This window comes from Cyclobacterium roseum, from assembly GCF_010119225.1.
In the GTDB taxonomy this organism is placed as follows: domain Bacteria; phylum Bacteroidota; class Bacteroidia; order Cytophagales; family Cyclobacteriaceae; genus Cyclobacterium; species Cyclobacterium roseum.
In genome coordinates this window covers 88,790-105,008 of sequence record NZ_WNKF01000010.1, presented here as the reverse complement: position 1 = coordinate 105,008, position 16,219 = coordinate 88,790, and the positions used below count along the sequence as shown (strand labels likewise).

The following is a 16,219-nucleotide window of genomic DNA, read 5'->3' as shown; positions in this document are numbered from 1 at the left end:
CTCCGTGTTCTTTTACCCTGAGCCGTTTTGGAGGAAAAGCAAAAGGAGTATTTATGAAAGAAATGGTGATCAATGGCATACGGATAAGACCCGGCCAATCATTAAACATAGAAATTGCCATTGCCAGGCTGCCCACCCATACCTTGATTGACCTTCCGGTGTTTATCAGGAGTTCAAGTAAGCCCGGCCCGGTGGTACTGATCAGCGGCGGCGTACATGGAGACGAAATCAATGGGATCGTGACCGTAAAAAGAATGCTGGAAGAAAACATTTTCGAGCCGAAGAAGGGCACGCTGATCTTTATTCCATTGGTAAATGTGTATGGTTTTTTGAGCAATTCCCGAACATTCCCGGATGGCAGGGATCTGAATAGAAGCTTCCCCGGTAACAGAAAGGGATCCCTCGCTTCCCAGATCGCCAATATTCTTACCAATGAAATTATCCCGCAAATAGATTATGGCATCGATTTTCATACCGGCGGTCGGATGCTTTCCAATTATCCCCAGGTACGCGTGGATTTTAAGGATAAAAAAGGGCTGAAGTTAGCAGAAGTCTTTGGAGCTAATTTTACGGTAAACTCTCCGCACATTGACCGGTCCTTTAGAAAAGAAGCTTACAAGCACAAGAAACACCTGCTGGTGTTTGAAGGGGGGGAATCCATGCGGCTGGATGAGCAGGTGATCCAGGAAGGCATTATGGGTACGGGAAGGATATTGAAACACCTTGGAATGATTGACGGAGCGTTTCCTTTGGTAAAGACCCTGAAAATTCAGGATAGCAGCTGGGTAAGAGCTAAAATTTCGGGCATATTTAATGCTTCGGTGTCTGCTGGAGATGAGGTAAAAAAGGGCCAGGTGCTGGCTAAAATTTCCGACCCTTATGGGCAGGTAAAAGTTCCCGTTAAGAGTACCTTTTCCGGACACGTCATCGGGATCAATAATCAACCGGTAGTCAATGCAGGCGATGCGTTGGTGCATGTAGGCAAATCACAAACAGCAGCGGAAGCCTCCGAAAAATGAAATCACAATTAGAGTAACCAATATCGGATTTTATCCATTCTGGTAAAAGGGGCTTCAATGGCGGGATGTAGAAACACCGGATAGTTTGTATCAGGGTTCCTTTTCCATGACCACCCCTTCTGCCAATCTAATAGTAGTTTTGGAGTCACAAGCTTCCTCTACAGAATACGTTAATTCGTGGGTGACTGGATTCTCCCCGGTCCGGTTGATGGTCCAAGTTTCGGTACCGGAGGCTGGCCGGAGTAGCGTTTTAGACAGGCAGGCTTCGGATATCTTTTTTTCAGGGTTCACCTGAACCGTAAAGCTGTTGCCACTCCAGTTCCGCCCCTCCATAGATCCCACGCTGGTAATTTCGCTTACTTTTCCAGATTGAATCCTTCCTTGATACGTGTACCTGGGGCTCAGGCGTGTAGAAGAACCTTCTGAACGGACCAGTAGCAGGGAGTCGGTTAATTCATTCATGGTCAGGCCTTCGACCTGTTTCGCTGAGAGTTGAAAAATCCGCTGCCCATTTACCTGACTGCCTTCGATTTCGTATCCATTAAAGGCCAAATGGAGGGAATCACCAATTCCGAGGTTGGCTTGCCCGTACTGGATGGTAATTTCTCCCTTTCGAATGGAAGCGTCCGTATCGCACTGTGGTTGATCGTAATGTAGACTCACGGAAAAATTGGCCGAATCCAGGGTAATACCGGGACAACCCGGCAACGAATCCGTATGGGAAGTATCGAGGAAATATTCCCAATCCTGAAAAACCAGGTAAAGGTGCTCGTCCAGGCTTTTGGAAGCCCAGTAGGCCTCTTCCCCTTCAAATGATTGATTGATCTGCAGGTCTTTGCTTACATCGGGCACGCAGGATATCAGAACCCATAGCAGTAAAAAAGGCACCTTATTTTTCATTCAAACTGAATTTAATGGGTGAAGCGTTTCAATGACGAAATTACTCAAAGTTAAATTAATATCCATGCCAAGGTTTAAAGCGTGTAAAAATATGTATTTTAAGGCTTGTAAGGACTAAAAAATAAGAAAAATGAACTACAAGGAAGGGATGTTGGTAAAAGGAGCCTTGGACAATCAAGTGATTATCGTAACTGGGGGCGGTACGGGACTGGGAGCCTCGATGGCTCGTTATTTTTTATCACTTGGAGCAAAATTGGTCATCAGTAGCCGGAAATTGGCCGTGTTGGAGGCGACTGCCAAGAAATTGGAGAAGGAGACTGGGGGGCAGGTTTTACCGCTGGCCTGTGATATACGGGATCATACGGCGGTGTCGGATATGTACGCTAAGGCTAAGGCCCATTTTGGGAAAGTGGATGCAGTGGTAAATAATGCTGCGGCTAATTTTATCAGCCCCACCCAGCGACTCTCTCCCAATGCCTTTCATACCATTTTGGATATTGTACTCAAAGGCAGCTCAAATATGACCTTGGTAGTAGGCCAGGACTGGATCAAAGATCAAAAGCCGGGTGTGTTTTTAAACATCGTAACTACCTATGCCTCTACGGGTTCTGCTTACGTGGTTCCCAGTGCTGCGGCTAAAGCAGGCGTATTGGCAATGACACGCTCCCTGGCAGTGGAATGGGCTCCCTACGGTATACGGAGTAATGCCATCGCTCCGGGTCCTTTTCCTACGGAGGGAGCCTGGGAACGTTTACTGCCAGGTCATCTGGCTGAAAAGTTTGATCCTGCCAAAAGGGTCCCCATGGGAAGAGTAGGTGATCACCAGGAACTAGCGAACCTCGCGGCCTATTTGATTTCTCCCTTTTCCGCTTTTGTAAACGGCGAAGTAATCACCATAGATGGGGGCGAGTGGCTACAGGGGGCCGGTCAGTTTAATGCCTTTCGGGATGTAAAGGAAGAAGAATGGGATGCCCTGACTAGCAAAAGGATAAAGGCAGATTAAAATTCTTCAGGCTTTAATTTAGCGTTTATCTTCTTTAAAGACCGGCGGCTTTTTAAATGGCAAGGCAAGCCTGAAATCCCAACTAGGCAGGACTTTCTGAATGTTATTTTCTTCCAGGGAGGTGGTTTCGATAAAGTACCAGTTCTCTCGGTTTTCGGTGCCTACGGCGATCAGATTGCTTTCCGTGATCAGGGTTCCCCCCGGCACTTTTGTGACTTGCTTTACAGGTACGATCGCATGAACTTCATCTTTTACCTGAACCGTCCGTATTTCCTCCCCAAATTGCATGGAGGCCAACCGCTGCCCCTGCCTCTTCTTGGTTTCCTGAATCTGCTTTAATAATTCTCTCATGGCTTCCCTGCCTCCTGCTTTTTCGATCAAGGATGGATAGGTAAAATCCAACAGGATTTCATGGTCGCCGTGTAACTGAGCGTAAGCGTAAATCTGACCGGCTGTTTTTATTTCTTCCACTACCTGCCCATGGGCCGTTTGAACTTGTACTCCCGTCCAAAAAATAAGACCAAACAGTAAATTTTTTATCATAGCTAAACCGTTATTTTACTTCTAAAATAGGTCTAAGAAAATGAAAGTCAAGCCAAAAAATCAGAAAATTTTATTGCTCCACACCAGATGCATTAAACCAGTGAAGTTCGCCATTTTCCATCCCATAACTGATCTGAATGGGATTGCAACACACTTCACAATCTTCGATATACTCCTGGTCCGAAACGCTGGGGTCAAGCAACATGGATATTTCTGAAAAGCAAAAGGGACATTGAAAAAAGTGTTCGATTTCCATTATTTTTCGTGGGATAGTTTTTTTTAGTCTACTAAAATCCGGAAACAAAGTTGCGAAATCCTCCGGTTTTTTCTTTCGGTTGGTTTTTTACCGGAAATGACAACGCCTTTTTCAGGATGAGGTTCCTCATACAGGTAGTCTTATTTCTAGCGGTAAAGAAAGGGAACTGGAAGGGGGGATGGTTCTCCTACAAACCGGTCCCACTTAAGGAAATGGTCGTCAGTTTGCTATCCAAAACCTGTCCTTTTTCACATTTCAGGATTCGGTAAGGATATTTTTTTAGCAGGTCGTAATTGTGAGTGGCCATAAGGATGGCGGTACCTTTCTTATTGATTTCCTGAAAAAGCTTAAAAATTCCATCCGATACTTCCGGATCCAGGTTTCCGGTGGGTTCGTCTGCCAGCAAAATGGAGGGTTCGTTTAGCAGTGCCCGGGCAATAACGACCCGCTGTTGTTCCCCACCGGATAGTTGGTGGGGCATTTTCGTGGCAGCTCCTCCCAACCCCACGCCCATCAGGACTTCAATCATCCTGTTTTTCATTTTGAGTTTGTCCTTCCAGCCAGTAGCACGAAGGACAAAATACAGGTTTTCGGCCACAGACCGATCAGGAAACAATTGAAAGTCCTGAAATACAATGCCCAATTTACGGCGTAAAAAGGGCACTTCTTTCTTTTTGATTTTTTCGATGGAAAAACCAGCCACTTTGGCCTCTCCCATAATTAAGGGAAGGTCGGCATACAGGGTTTTTAGCAGGGAACTCTTTCCACTTCCAGTTCTGCCAATCAGAAAGATAAATTCGTCTTTTTCTATGGAGAAATTTACATCCTTTAGAATGGTATTGATTCCCTGAAAAATACAGGCCCCCTGTACCTTGACTACCGGCTCATTTGAAAACACCATATCAGAGGCTGAGTTTTTTGAGTTTGCCAAAAGGAAGCTCCTTGATCAATTGCTCTAGTTCAGCTTCTTTTCCCTCCAGACCGAATTTTTCAATGTTCTTTAATGGCCGGTCGGCTCTAAAATAGGCCACCAATACAAAATTCTCATCCCGTATCTGTATGTAGTCCGGGATTTTTGCTTTCCCTTTTACTTTTATAATGTACATAGGCGGACCGGTTAATTTTTGGAGATAGGTGACCTTTCAGGTGAAAGATCACCTGCTATTCAATTATGCATTGGCCTTGGCATGGTCTGACAGAAACTGAGCAAGTCCCTTGTCTGTTAGCGGATGATTCAGTAATCCGGTGATGACTTTAAGCGGGCAGGTCACCACATCCGCACCTAGTTCTGCACATTTCACCAAATGCATGGTATGCCGAATAGAAGCGGCCAATACCTCGGTTTCGTAACCATAATTCTGGTAAATATGGACGATTTGTGAAATGAGATCCAATCCATCAAAAGAAATATCGTCGAGCCTGCCAATAAACGGTGAAAGGTAACTGGCACCTGCTTTGGCAGCAAGGATGGCCTGTCCGGCCGAAAAAACCAGGGTACAATTGGTGCGGATGCCTTCGCTGGAAAAATATTTGATGGCTTTGATTCCTTCCTTAATCATTGGAACCTTCACCACGATTTTGTCATCAATTTTAGCTAATTCTTTGCCCTCGCTGACGATCCCGTCAAAATCGGTAGCAATTACTTCCGCACTTACGTTGCCATCTACGATATCACAAATGGCTTTGTAATGATTCCTGACTTTCTCTGTTCCACTAATCCCTTCTTTTGCCATCAGCGAGGGGTTAGTCGTCACGCCATCCAATACGCCCAAGTCGTAGGCTTCCTTGATCTCATTTAAATTTGCGGTGTCAATAAAGAATTTCATGTGCGAAAATTAGGTTTGGTTTTATTACAAAATGGATAATAATTCAAAAGTAACAAAAAGAAGGGGAGCGTTTAATAAAAAGATAAAAAATAAGCGGCATCGCACCGCTACAACCGCCTACCCTTGCTTCCTTCCGGACCTGGGGGATTCAGCAGGAGCTGGTCGTGCCGCTCAATACAAAGGTAGGTAAATTTCTTTCATCAACAAAAGTTTTTCCTCCTCCATAGCTAATTCCTTTAGGGTCAAACCGATATTTTTTGGCAATATTATTGCAAGCCTTTTTTGCAAAGGATAACGAACACACGTTTTCCCAAAACCTTTTAAAATATGTTGACAAAATCGATTGGTATCATAAGTTTGATTTTTTTGATGGGTTCATGTGCCTTATTTCAGCCAAGAATTCCCTATCAGTTGGGCATGTCTGAAAGCAAGTTTCTCCGACAAAATAAAGAAGCTGTCATCAGCCAGCTGAATGAAGACCGAAAAGTATATCGCGTCAACAACGATGAGCGGTTTTACATACTTGCCACGTTTGAAAATGGGGAATTGGTGAGTTTAGAAGAAAAGGAATTAACTCCTCAATGGCCTCGCAAGCGAATGATGGATGAAAATGACTCCTACGAACAAAACTCCCAAAATCCCAACCAGCGCATGCCTTAAATAGACGAATGCTTTCCGCTAATCCGAAGGCCAGTTTTCCCTATTCATTACTTTTTGTCCCTGACAAATGAATTTTTAGAAAAGATAATCTAAAAAATTTACTAAGTTTGACTTATTGATAAAAATTGTACGTTACTGGTTGGGTGAGCTTGGCGTTACATCGTGAAAGTTACCCGAAAAACCGGGTGATAACCTCCGGGTTTTTCAAAATATTGCCCGGGGAAGGTTGTCGTTCGAACAGGTATTTGTTGCAGATCTCTTTTTCCGACGTACCCACCCTTATGGTTTGTTCAGGCAGGCATATTACCGGTAGCTGCAAAACCTAAGATTTAATTAGCGATCAGATCAAACTTAAAAAAATGGAAAACAACCGAAGGAAGTTTTTAAAGAGATTAGGGATGGCAGGTGCCGCCTCTGCTATTGCACCGACGGCGTTTGGGGCAGCCCATCCGGGAAAGGTGGAGTCAATGAAGCGCTTGGCCCAAAAACCTGCAGACAGGGAGCTGAAAATCGCACTGATAGGTGCGGGAATTATGGGAACTCAGGACATGAACACGGCGCTCCAACATGAAAATGTGGAGGTAGTAGCAGTTTGTGACTTGTATGATGGTCGATTAGAGTCGGCAAAGGAAAAGTGGGGGCAGCATCTGTTTCTTACAAAGGACCACAAAGAGATCTTAAAAAGAGACGATATCGATGCCGTATTGATTGGTACTCCCGATCATTGGCATAAGCAAATAAGTGTGGATGCGCTCAATGCGGGAAAACACGTGTACTGTGAGAAACCCATGGTTCATTCCGTAGAGGAGGGAAAGGCGGTGATCGATGCCTGGAAAAATTCCGGTAAGGTCTTCATGGTAGGTAGCCAGGGGATTTCCAGCCTGGGAAATGAAAAAGCAAAAGAGTTACTGGCATCGGGCGCGATCGGAGATATCAATTACGCGGAGGGATTTTGGGCTCGTCATTCTCCTGAAGGAGCCTGGCAGTACCATGTACCTGCGGATGCTTCTACGCAAACGGTAGATTGGGAACGTTACATTTCCAATACCACAGACAGGGAATTTGATCCGCTTCGGTTTTTCCGTTGGAGGAATTACCTGGATTACGGTACCGGCATGTCCGGGGATTTATTCGTTCACTTGTTTACCAGCTTGCATTTTATCACCAATTCCCTTGGGCCCAATAAGGTTTCCGCCATGGGCGGATTAAGGTACTGGGAAGACGGCAGGGAGGTTCCGGATGTATTGTTGGGGATGTTCCAATATCCTGACAGCAAGGAACACCCAGGCTTCAATTTGTCCCTGCGATGTAATTTTGTAGATGGTACCAGTGGGTCCACCTACTTGAAAATTGTGGGGAGCAAAGGATCTATGGATGTGAAGTGGGATGAAGTAGTGGTCAAAACCAACCAGCAGGCATCCAGCGACGATCCCTTTTTAGAAGCACAGGCACAAATGAGTGGCAGGGCTGCTGATCGCAAACGTATACTGCCTCCCAATGAAATGGTTTACAAAGTGGAACCCGGATATAAAGGAGCCCATTATGACCACTTTGGGAATTTTTTCGCCGCCATTCGTGAAAATGGAACGGTGACAGAAGATCCCGTTTTTGCATTTAGAGCTGCTGCACCGGCGCTTTTATGTAATGACAGCTACTTTCAGGATGAATTTATTGCCTGGGATCCGGTGGAAATGAAATTGGTGTAACGAAATAGCTTTTACCTAAAAACAAAAATAGAAGAATGATGAACACACTTGCAAAAAAATCCGGTCTGTTTCTGGCCATGGCAATGGGGCTGTTTTTGACCTCATACGGTCAAAAAGCACTTTTCAATGGAGAAGACCTTACCGGATGGACGATCTATGGCACCGAAAAATGGTACGTTGAAGACGGGATTTTAGTGTCCGAAAGTGGACCCGATGCCGAATACGGTTACCTGGGGACGAAGGAAAATTACGATGATTTCGAACTGACGGCACAGTTTAAACAGGATCAGGATGGAAATAGCGGCATTTTTTTCCGGTCCACCTTCGAAGGAACTAAGGTATCCGGCTGGCAGGTAGAGGTCGCCCCTCCCGGCAATGACACAGGTGGTATATACGAGTCGTATGGAAGAGGTTGGCTTGTCAAACCAGATCCGGAATTAGACAAGCATCTGAAGTTTGGTGAGTGGAACGATATTAAAATAAGGGTAAAAGGAGACCGGGTGAGAACCTGGCTGAATGGAAAGAAAATGGTGGATTACACCGATGAGAAAATCGGACAGGGTGAGGGACAGATAGCCCTGCAAATCCACAGTGGCGGAGGCTTGAAGATCTCCTGGAAGGATATTGAAGTAAAGGAACTTTAAATCCCATACCGGTTGCGCTTTCAAAAGCTAACCGCAAAAATGAATCAAAAAAGGCCCCTGTAACGGGGCCTTTTTTGGTATCAGGACTATTGTTTGACGAAAGGAAGGAATCTTTGGGGCATTTTTCGTAATTTGCACCCTGTTAAAAGATACTATATGTCTAAATTTGATTCCATAAGGCCTTTTTATGATAGTGAAGTCAACAATGCGTTAAAGGAAGTCGCCGATCATCCCATGATGAAGGCGATGATGAATTTTACTTTTCCGGATAAGGATGAAAGGGAATGGACCGAGCAACTTTTAAAAACACATTCCATCAGGGATTTTCAAATTAACTTTATTTATCATTCTGTTCGAAAAGTGCTGGACCTCACTTCTGATGGTCTTACCACTTCTGGCTTCGAAAAGCTAGAGCCGAATACAGCCTATTTGTTTATCTCCAATCATCGGGATATTATTCTCGACACTTCCCTTTTAAACGCCACCTTGTACGAGCATGGCTTGTTGATGACCACCTCAGCGATCGGCGATAATTTGGTGAAAAAACCATTTCTAAAGTCACTTTCGCGACTCACCCGTAACTTTATAGTCTATAGGGGGCTGAGTAGCAAAGCGATGCTGGAGTTTTCCAGATTAAATTCAGAATACATTCGAGAGGCTATCTTTTCCCAAAACCGATCTGTTTGGATTGCCCAACGGGAGGGAAGAACGAAGGACGGACTTGACCTCACGCAGAAAGGAATCCTAAAAATGCTATCCAAAGGATGTGAAAACCTTTCGTTGAAAGATTATTTCCTGAAACTTAAAATTGTTCCTGTATCCATTTCTTATGAAAATGATCCGACCGATGTCTTGAAAATGCCCGAACTTCTGGCTAAAGCAAGGGAAGAAACCTACGTAAAGCAGAAAAATGAGGATTTCCGAACCCTTATGAGTGGGATTATGGGACAAAAAAAGCGGATTCATATTTCCGTTGGAAAAGTTCTGGATGAAGAAATAAATACTATTTTTGAAAAAGAAAGTAGTGTCAATAAACAACTTCAGTTATTGGTAGAGGAGCTGGACAAGGTCATCGTACGAAATTATCGGCTATGGCCTACGAATTACATTGCCCTTGACCTGTTGAATCAATCGGACGAACACCGGCATCAGTACACTTCTGAAGAAAAACAAGAGTTTCAGGAACGGATTCAAAGAGGGGTAGAAATGGATAACCCAATGGCCGTAAAGAATTTCCTTTCCATGTATGCCAACCCTGTAATTCATAATGACAATTTGAAACAGTTAGCTCCCAAATAAGGAGTCCAACACAATAGAAAAGAAATCCACTAATTTCCACCACTAACTACTCGTAATCCCTTGAAAGAAAAGCGCGTAAAAATAGGTTTGGTACAGCTGAGCTGCAGTGCCGATACCGATCAAAACCTGGAAAAAACCAAGCTGGCCATTCGAAAAGCGGCCAGTGAAGGGGCACAGGTCGTCTGTTTACAGGAACTTTTCCGATCCCTGTACTTCTGTGATTTAGAGGAATATGAGAATTTCGCGCTGGCAGAGAAGGTTCCCGGACCCTCTACGGAAACCTTTTCCGTGCTGGCCCGGGAACTGGAACTGGTGTTGGTGGTATCCCTTTTCGAAAAACGAGCAGAAGGCATCTACCACAACACCACTGCCGTAATAGATGCAGATGGAAGGTACCTTGGTAAATACCGAAAAATGCATATTCCGGATGATCCGGGTTTTTACGAAAAATTTTATTTCACGCCCGGCGATTTGGGGTATAAAGTTTTTTCCACCAGGTTTGGGAAATTGGGCGTGTTGATTTGCTGGGACCAATGGTATCCGGAAGCGGCACGGATTACCAGCCTGATGGGTGCTGAAATATTATTTTATCCCACCGCTATCGGCTGGCATGAATCCCAGGATGCTGACACCAACGAGGAACAATACCAAGCCTGGCAAACCATTCAGAAATCACACGCCGTAGCAAACGGGGTTCCCGTAGTGGCCGTAAACCGAACTGGAATGGAGGGAGAAGTACAATTTTGGGGAGGCTCGTTCGTAACCAATGCGTTTGGAAAAGTGGTATACCAGGCCCCCCATTTGGAGGAACAGGTGGAGGTAGTGGAAGTAAGCCTGACCCAATCGGATCGGTACCGGACGCACTGGCCGTTCCTCAGGGATAGGCGCATCGATAGTTATGACCCCATTCTCAAGCGCTTTTTGGATGAAGATTGATCCGAAATACTTTTTTAAAGACCTCTCCGATAAAGATCCGCTTCGGCCTGCCGATTTGGGATACTTCTTTCCTGCGGAGTTTCACCCCCACGAGGCCACCTGGCTTAGCTGGCCCCACAAAGAAGCTTCCTGGCCAGGTAAAATCCAACTTATATACCCGGCCTACGCCCAATTTGTGGCCTATCTGGCCCAAAGCGAACGGGTAAACATCCTGGTTGCGGATCAAAACATGCAGCACTTTGCGGAAGGTCATCTTGACCAGGCTGGAGTGCCAATGGATCGGATTCAGTTTCATCATTTCCCCACGAACGATGCCTGGTGCCGTGACCATGGCCCGGCTTTTCTGATTCCCTCCCAGCCTGGCATGAGCAAGGCCATCGTGGACTGGGGATATAACGCCTGGGGAGATAAGTATCCCCCATACGATCTGGACAATTTAATTCCCGAAAAGGTGGCGCTTAAGTTAGGGCTTCCCTGTTTTCGACCCGGTATTATCATGGAAGGTGGTTCGGTTGATTTTAATGGCAAGGGGGCGGTTATTACCACGGAGGCCTGCTTGCTAAACACCAACCGAAACCCCCATTTGAGAAAGGAAGAAATAGAAACCTACCTGAGAGATTACTACGGGTTGAAACAGATTTTCTGGTTAAAAGATGGGATTGTAGGCGATGATACAGATGGGCATGTAGACGATATTACGCGCTTTGTTAGTGAAAATAAGGTGCTAACGGTCGTCGAGTCCAATAAAAAGGATGAAAATTATACCTTATTGCAAGAGAATTTGAAGCGGCTGGAATCTTTCCGGCTGTTGGATGGGCGTTCATTGGAGATTGTAGAATTACCCATGCCTTCTCCTGTGATTTACGAAGATACCCGCTTACCTGCCAGTTATGCCAATTTTTACATAGCCAATAAGCATGTGATTGTGCCCACTTACAGGGATAAAAATGATGAAAAGGCCCTGGATATAATCAGCGGCTGTTTTCCGGACCGAGAGGTGGTGGGAGTAGATTCCTGGGATTTGATCTGGGGGCTGGGCTCCTTCCATTGCCTCAGCCAGCAGGAGCCGGCGTATTTGTGATCCGGATTCATAAAACGGAATCCCTTTTAGCTCGGTAGGGAAATATATTTCGCCCTTGCAGGGCTTGATTTGCGGAAGTCGATGTTTCTCATAGGGCTACACCCTATGTTTTGATATTGCGCACTTTCAGTGCTTGGTTCCCGAACAATTTTCATTCTGGTAAGTCCTAAAAAAGCGAGGGATTTAAATTTAATTTACTGTTGGACCTACCGCATGAACTTACCTCCAGGCACGAAATCTCCTGCCAATGCAATTAACACAAAGTTTCATCGTTCATCAAACGTCAAGCAGTTATCAAAGAGACTTCTTGTCACACTACGGTGGTCCCGATTATCGGTATAAATCGTGGAGGGTGCTCCGCAGGCCTAAGGCCATCCACTCGGCTGGGGGCATGTAGTAGTTGAGGGAGTTGCTTTACTGGGTGATTATGGTTTCAAGCCAATCTATAAGTTCGTTTAGGTTATTCACAATTATTTCCCAGACAATTTCATTATCAATTCCGAAATAATCATGGACAATCCTATTCCTGAATCCCCGAATTATTAGTTCTGAAATCTGGATCTATTCTATTGGCTGCTTCTCCAATAATTTCAAAGTTCCGTACGACGGCATCAATAGTCTTTTCATCTTTAAGGAAATCTTCAAATGATAAATCTGCGGTATATCGCTTGATCTTTTTAGCTGATTCAAGCATGTCTTCAAGGAGTAAATTGACATCTCTTTTAGACATAAATAAGATCGGATGCGATTGATTTATAATATTTGTCTTTGATCCCTTTTCTTGAAATTAAATCGACTTTGAATCCGATTAAATTTTCCAGTTCATCAGCAAGATCAATGAATCGTATTCCAATTTTATCGTTGAATTCAACAATAATGTCCAGATCACTATCATCATCTTGTTCATTCCTGGCAAACGACCCGAAAATTGCCAAAGATTCAATGGGATAGCTTGAAAACAATTGATCCTTGTGTTCAACTAAAGTACCCTGAATGTCTTGCAATGACTTCATATTCCCAAAAGTACGAAATTATTGAAAAATCGTTTGTATTTCCGGTTTCAGCCCTGGTGCGGTTTTTTATACCATTGCCCCCAACGGCCCTGGCAAGTGTGGGTTTTGAAATCGAATCGTTGTCCGACCGACCTAATGTTGTGTAGTTGCGACATCTTCAATTTTAGTAGTCAGCTCCCCGCATTTGCTATCGCCAATGTGTGCGCCTTTTAAATGGTGAATATAGGTCAAAAAGTTGACCGTTCCAACGGGTGAAATGCCTGTACGGATCCCTAAGAGTAGCCTGTACCGATTTTAAGGTATCTCTTTACGTAGGGCTAACCCCGTGTTGTCGGGGCTGGCTGTCCCCAGAGCCTTGCCAAGTTCCACTTAGATTACGCATTGGATTCTGCCAATTTGCCGGGAGAATCCTATTTTTGTCGCACCCGGGTGGTCGCGATGGTCGGGATAAATTGTGAGGGGGGCTCCGCAGGCTTATGACTTGCGGCCATCCACTCGATTGCGTTATTCCTTTCATTTTATAGGAAAGTTAAACCAATTCTCCTATTAAGCCCTTGTTCGAAAATCCTGATCAAGGTCGACAGCTGTATGTTCCCTTTTCCATTTTCAAGTTTAGAAATATAACTTTTCTTCGTCCCAGCTTTTTCGGCCAACTGCTCCTGGGTCATGTTGGCTTCCTTCCTTGCCGCCTTCAACATCTCGCTGACGATAAACATCTGGGCGTTCTCTTCATATTTATTTCGGCTTTCGCTCCCGATTTTTCCATGCTCCAATTCTATCAGTTCATCGAATGTTTTGATATCCTTATAATCTTTCATGGTTTTGTTTCTTTGATTGAAAATATTCCTTCATTAACCTTTCGGCTTTCTCGATCTCTTTTTTTGGTGTCTTTTGGGTTTTCTTCTGGAAACCGTTGAAGAGAACCACCAACCTTCCTTCATCAAAACAACAAAATATCCTATAGATATTTGATTGGTATTCCACACGTACCTCAAATAGCCCATCAGTTCCTTTAATATGATCGAGGAACTTTTTGGGCACCCTTTCCACTTGCTTGATCAGTTCAAAAACATATTGAATCTTACTCTTGACCTTTTCATCCTGGTCTTGGTAAAACTCCATAAAGTGGTTTTCGTAAAAAATAATCTTCCTGACCATAAGCACAAAGTTATCTCAAAAGATAACATTTTCCAAGAACGTAGACTTATTTTAATGCACTCTAAACCTATTATAACACTGAGAAAATCAGGCATATCTTACCAAATCCAGTTGAATTCCCTCATAAAACGAACCTATAGTCAGGGTTTAATATTACTAATAATTTCTTTAATTTCATCGGAAAAGTATCCTTTCTGATGTCAAAACCTTGTTCAAACAAAGGAATGTACCGCCAATGGCCTGTTTCCGATCCGAAAATGGGGCGTATGCTTTCTTAACCTTAGGCAGGTCTTAGATTGATTATTCGTCCTTCCAATGGGAAAAGCAAAAAAAAATTCCTGCCGGCATTATCCGGCTGGAGCCATTTCTTTGTAGGTGCTACAACCACCGCCAAGGGCCCGGTACAAGCTGGCGATGCTTTGCAGTTGTTGTACCTTTAGGTTAGTGTAGTCCAGCTCTGATGACAAGGCATTGGACTGGCCTGTTGATCACATCCAGGTAGTCGGCCTATCCGTTCTTGAACTGACAGCAGGGTAAATTTAACTTCCCAGCCAGATATAAATCAACAAGGTCACCAGGCAGAGAACGGCGGAAACCGGTTTGGCATACTTCCAGGGTTTCATTTCCAGCACCGGTGGTCTGCTGACATAGGTATTGGGCTTTCCCGGGAAATAATGGCTAATGGCAATCATCAGTACCAGGTTCATCACGAATTCAATGGCCCATATATGGATGAAGTGAATACCTGTATCCAAAACAAAGCTGGTCAGCAGGTAGAAGCTCAGCCCCGTGATCAATCCAATTTTAGCTCCCCGGGCGGTTACTTTTGGAATGAAAAAACCGGCAATCAAAACGGAGGCAATGGGAATAAAGAAAATGCCATTGAGTTGTTGCATAAGTTGGTAAAGCCCTTCCGGAGCGTTTCCCACCAAGGGGGCGATGCCTATGGCAAATAAGGCCAGGACCAGGGAACTCAAGCGCCCCACCCGGACCAGTCGCTTGTCGGTACAGTCCGGATGAATCAGTTTTTTATAAATGTCGAGGCTAAAAATCGTCGCGGCGGAATTTAGTACGCTATTAAAGGTACTCAATATGGCACCCAAAACCACCGCAGCAAAGAACCCCAAAAGACCTACCGGCATCACCCGTGTGAGCAGTACCGGATAGATGAAATCCTGATTGTCATAATAGGTATCGCTGTAGTAATAGTAGGCAATGATTCCTGGCAACACGATGATCAGGGGGATAAAAATTTTGAACATTCCCGTTAATAGTAGCCCTTTTTGGGCTTCCGCCATGTTTTTTGCTCCAAAAGCCCGTTGGATAATGGTTTGGTTCATCCCCCAGAAATAGAGTTGATTGATCATCAATCCGGTGAAAATGGTCCCAAAGGGAAGCACCGAGTCTGCTTCACCGATCACATTGAATTTTTCCGGGGCATACGCATATACCTTGCTCATGCCTGTTAGGATATTGCCTTCTCCGATATCCCATAGTGCAAAAATGGGAACCATCAGCCCTCCGATAACCAGGCCAATGGCATTGATCGAATCCGATAAGGCCACGGCCTTCAATCCTCCAAAAATCGCATATACCGATCCAATGACCCCGATGGTGATGACGGTGATCCAGATGCCTTCGGATAAACTTACGCCTAAAACCTCGGAAACATTAAAAATGCTTTCTAAATTGATGGCTCCGGTATATAATACGATGGGCAGCAGGGTAACCACAAAGGATACCATCAGTAAAAAGGCTACCAAGGTCTTGGTGCTGCTGTCGTAGCGATTTTCCAGGTATTGGGGGATGGTGGTCAGCCCCATCTTTAAATAGATGGGCAGGAAGTACAATGCGGCAATCACCAATGCAATCGCACTGGTCACTTCCCAGGCGATGATGATCATGCCGTTTTTATAGGCAGAGCCATTCAGCCCTATCAGGTGCTCGGTAGATATATTGGTCAATATCATGGATCCGGCGATTACGCCTCCCGTGAGCGAACGGCCACCCAAAAAATAGCCGTCTCTGGAGCGAATATCGTCTTTTCGTAATTTATACCAGGAAAAAATAGCCACGAATAACGTGAATCCAACAAAGGTCAGGGCTGTAAGCATGGGTGAAAATTAAATTGCTGCCCGGGATCCGTTCCAGGCAGCAATGAATACGTTATTTTGG

Annotated in this window: 20 protein-coding genes and 1 other RNA gene; 8 read left to right on the top strand and 13 right to left on the bottom strand. The window is 44.7% G+C overall.

The features are described from left to right. Nucleotides 1–53 precede the first annotated feature (53 nt). Nucleotides 54–1,019 carry a succinylglutamate desuccinylase/aspartoacylase family protein gene (locus GJQ68_RS14890; RefSeq protein ID WP_162418047.1) on the top strand — a complete coding sequence of 322 codons (966 nt, stop codon included), beginning with the start codon at nucleotides 54–56 and terminating at the stop codon, nucleotides 1,017–1,019. A gap of 90 nt (nucleotides 1,020–1,109) precedes the next feature. Here the strand turns inward: GJQ68_RS14890 and GJQ68_RS14885 are convergent, their stop codons facing one another. Then, nucleotides 1,110–1,919, bottom strand: coding sequence for a hypothetical protein (locus GJQ68_RS14885; RefSeq protein ID WP_162418046.1), 810 nt, complete (start codon nucleotides 1,917–1,919; stop codon nucleotides 1,110–1,112). Between the two features lie 130 nt (nucleotides 1,920–2,049). Between GJQ68_RS14885 and GJQ68_RS14880 the strand changes: the two genes are divergently transcribed. Beyond that, nucleotides 2,050–2,922, top strand: coding sequence for an SDR family oxidoreductase (locus tag GJQ68_RS14880; RefSeq protein WP_162418045.1), 873 nt, complete (start codon nucleotides 2,050–2,052; stop codon nucleotides 2,920–2,922). 18 nt (nucleotides 2,923–2,940) lie between these two features. Here GJQ68_RS14880 and GJQ68_RS14875 read toward each other — a convergent pair whose 3' ends face one another. The 6 genes from GJQ68_RS14875 to ffs form a co-directional block, all read right to left on the bottom strand. Continuing rightward, nucleotides 2,941–3,465 carry a hypothetical protein gene (locus tag GJQ68_RS14875; RefSeq protein ID WP_162418044.1) on the bottom strand — a complete coding sequence of 175 codons (525 nt, stop codon included), beginning with the start codon at nucleotides 3,463–3,465 and terminating at the stop codon, nucleotides 2,941–2,943. A gap of 70 nt (nucleotides 3,466–3,535) precedes the next feature. Beyond that, nucleotides 3,536–3,721 (bottom strand): CPXCG motif-containing cysteine-rich protein, encoded by a 186-nt coding sequence (locus tag GJQ68_RS14870; protein WP_162340046.1) that lies wholly within the window; start codon nucleotides 3,719–3,721, stop codon nucleotides 3,536–3,538. 187 nt (nucleotides 3,722–3,908) lie between these two features. After that, nucleotides 3,909–4,622, bottom strand: coding sequence for a cell division ATP-binding protein FtsE (locus GJQ68_RS14865; protein ID WP_162418043.1), 714 nt, complete (start codon nucleotides 4,620–4,622; stop codon nucleotides 3,909–3,911). A 1-nt stretch (nucleotide 4,623) separates the two neighbouring features. Continuing rightward, nucleotides 4,624–4,827 carry a fructose-6-phosphate aldolase gene (locus GJQ68_RS14860; protein ID WP_162340048.1) on the bottom strand — a complete coding sequence of 68 codons (204 nt, stop codon included), beginning with the start codon at nucleotides 4,825–4,827 and terminating at the stop codon, nucleotides 4,624–4,626. Nucleotides 4,828–4,890: 63 nt separating this feature from the next. After that, entirely contained in the window at nucleotides 4,891–5,547 is a 657-nt protein-coding gene (gene fsa, locus GJQ68_RS14855; protein ID WP_162418042.1) for a fructose-6-phosphate aldolase, read from the bottom strand. A gap of 84 nt (nucleotides 5,548–5,631) precedes the next feature. Continuing rightward, nucleotides 5,632–5,724: signal recognition particle sRNA small type (gene ffs / locus GJQ68_RS14850), an RNA gene on the bottom strand. A 150-nt stretch (nucleotides 5,725–5,874) separates the two neighbouring features. Here ffs and GJQ68_RS14845 point away from each other — a divergent pair. The 6 genes from GJQ68_RS14845 to GJQ68_RS14820 all read left to right on the top strand — a co-directional run bounded on the left by GJQ68_RS14845 (nucleotide 5,875) and on the right by GJQ68_RS14820 (nucleotide 11,873). Then, nucleotides 5,875–6,207, top strand: coding sequence for a hypothetical protein (locus GJQ68_RS14845; RefSeq protein WP_202927949.1), 333 nt, complete (start codon nucleotides 5,875–5,877; stop codon nucleotides 6,205–6,207). Nucleotides 6,208–6,566: 359 nt separating this feature from the next. Further along, a complete protein-coding gene (locus GJQ68_RS14840) occupies nucleotides 6,567–7,913 on the top strand; it encodes a Gfo/Idh/MocA family protein (protein WP_162418041.1) in 1,347 nt (448 codons plus the stop codon). A gap of 35 nt (nucleotides 7,914–7,948) precedes the next feature. After that, on the top strand, nucleotides 7,949–8,557 hold the full coding sequence (locus GJQ68_RS14835; protein ID WP_162418040.1) for a 3-keto-disaccharide hydrolase: 609 nt from the start codon (nucleotides 7,949–7,951) through the stop codon (nucleotides 8,555–8,557). Between the two features lie 156 nt (nucleotides 8,558–8,713). Next, nucleotides 8,714–9,856 carry a 1-acyl-sn-glycerol-3-phosphate acyltransferase gene (locus GJQ68_RS14830; protein WP_162418039.1) on the top strand — a complete coding sequence of 381 codons (1,143 nt, stop codon included), beginning with the start codon at nucleotides 8,714–8,716 and terminating at the stop codon, nucleotides 9,854–9,856. A gap of 60 nt (nucleotides 9,857–9,916) precedes the next feature. Further along, entirely contained in the window at nucleotides 9,917–10,792 is an 876-nt protein-coding gene (locus GJQ68_RS14825; protein ID WP_162418038.1) for a carbon-nitrogen hydrolase, read from the top strand. Next, entirely contained in the window at nucleotides 10,782–11,873 is a 1,092-nt protein-coding gene (locus GJQ68_RS14820; protein WP_162418037.1) for an agmatine deiminase family protein, read from the top strand. Before GJQ68_RS14825 ends, GJQ68_RS14820 begins: the two co-directional genes overlap by 11 nt. 414 nt (nucleotides 11,874–12,287) lie before the next feature. On the opposite strand, the gene GJQ68_RS23680 is transcribed toward GJQ68_RS14820, so the two are convergent. The 6 genes from GJQ68_RS23680 to GJQ68_RS14795 form a co-directional block, all read right to left on the bottom strand. Beyond that, nucleotides 12,288–12,359, bottom strand: a complete 72-nt coding sequence (locus tag GJQ68_RS23680) for a hypothetical protein (protein WP_394351316.1) — start codon at nucleotides 12,357–12,359, stop codon at nucleotides 12,288–12,290. Nucleotides 12,360–12,393: 34 nt separating this feature from the next. Then, nucleotides 12,394–12,603, bottom strand: coding sequence for a HepT-like ribonuclease domain-containing protein (locus tag GJQ68_RS23545; RefSeq protein ID WP_202927948.1), 210 nt, complete (start codon nucleotides 12,601–12,603; stop codon nucleotides 12,394–12,396). Next, nucleotides 12,596–12,886 carry a nucleotidyltransferase family protein gene (locus tag GJQ68_RS14810; protein WP_162418036.1) on the bottom strand — a complete coding sequence of 97 codons (291 nt, stop codon included), beginning with the start codon at nucleotides 12,884–12,886 and terminating at the stop codon, nucleotides 12,596–12,598. Before GJQ68_RS14810 ends, GJQ68_RS23545 begins: the two co-directional genes overlap by 8 nt. Before the next feature lie 518 nt (nucleotides 12,887–13,404). After that, the gene (locus GJQ68_RS14805; protein ID WP_162418035.1) at nucleotides 13,405–13,704 is read right to left on the bottom strand and encodes a helix-turn-helix domain-containing protein; all 300 of its coding nucleotides are present in this window, start codon (nucleotides 13,702–13,704) and stop codon (nucleotides 13,405–13,407) included. Continuing rightward, nucleotides 13,691–14,044 (bottom strand): type II toxin-antitoxin system RelE/ParE family toxin, encoded by a 354-nt coding sequence (locus GJQ68_RS14800; RefSeq protein ID WP_162418034.1) that lies wholly within the window; start codon nucleotides 14,042–14,044, stop codon nucleotides 13,691–13,693. Before GJQ68_RS14800 ends, GJQ68_RS14805 begins: the two co-directional genes overlap by 14 nt. A 539-nt stretch (nucleotides 14,045–14,583) precedes the next feature. Next, nucleotides 14,584–16,158: a solute:sodium symporter family transporter gene (locus GJQ68_RS14795; protein WP_162418033.1), complete on the bottom strand. Its 1,575-nt coding sequence runs from the start codon at nucleotides 16,156–16,158 to the stop codon at nucleotides 14,584–14,586. Between the last annotated feature and the right edge of the window lie 61 nt (nucleotides 16,159–16,219).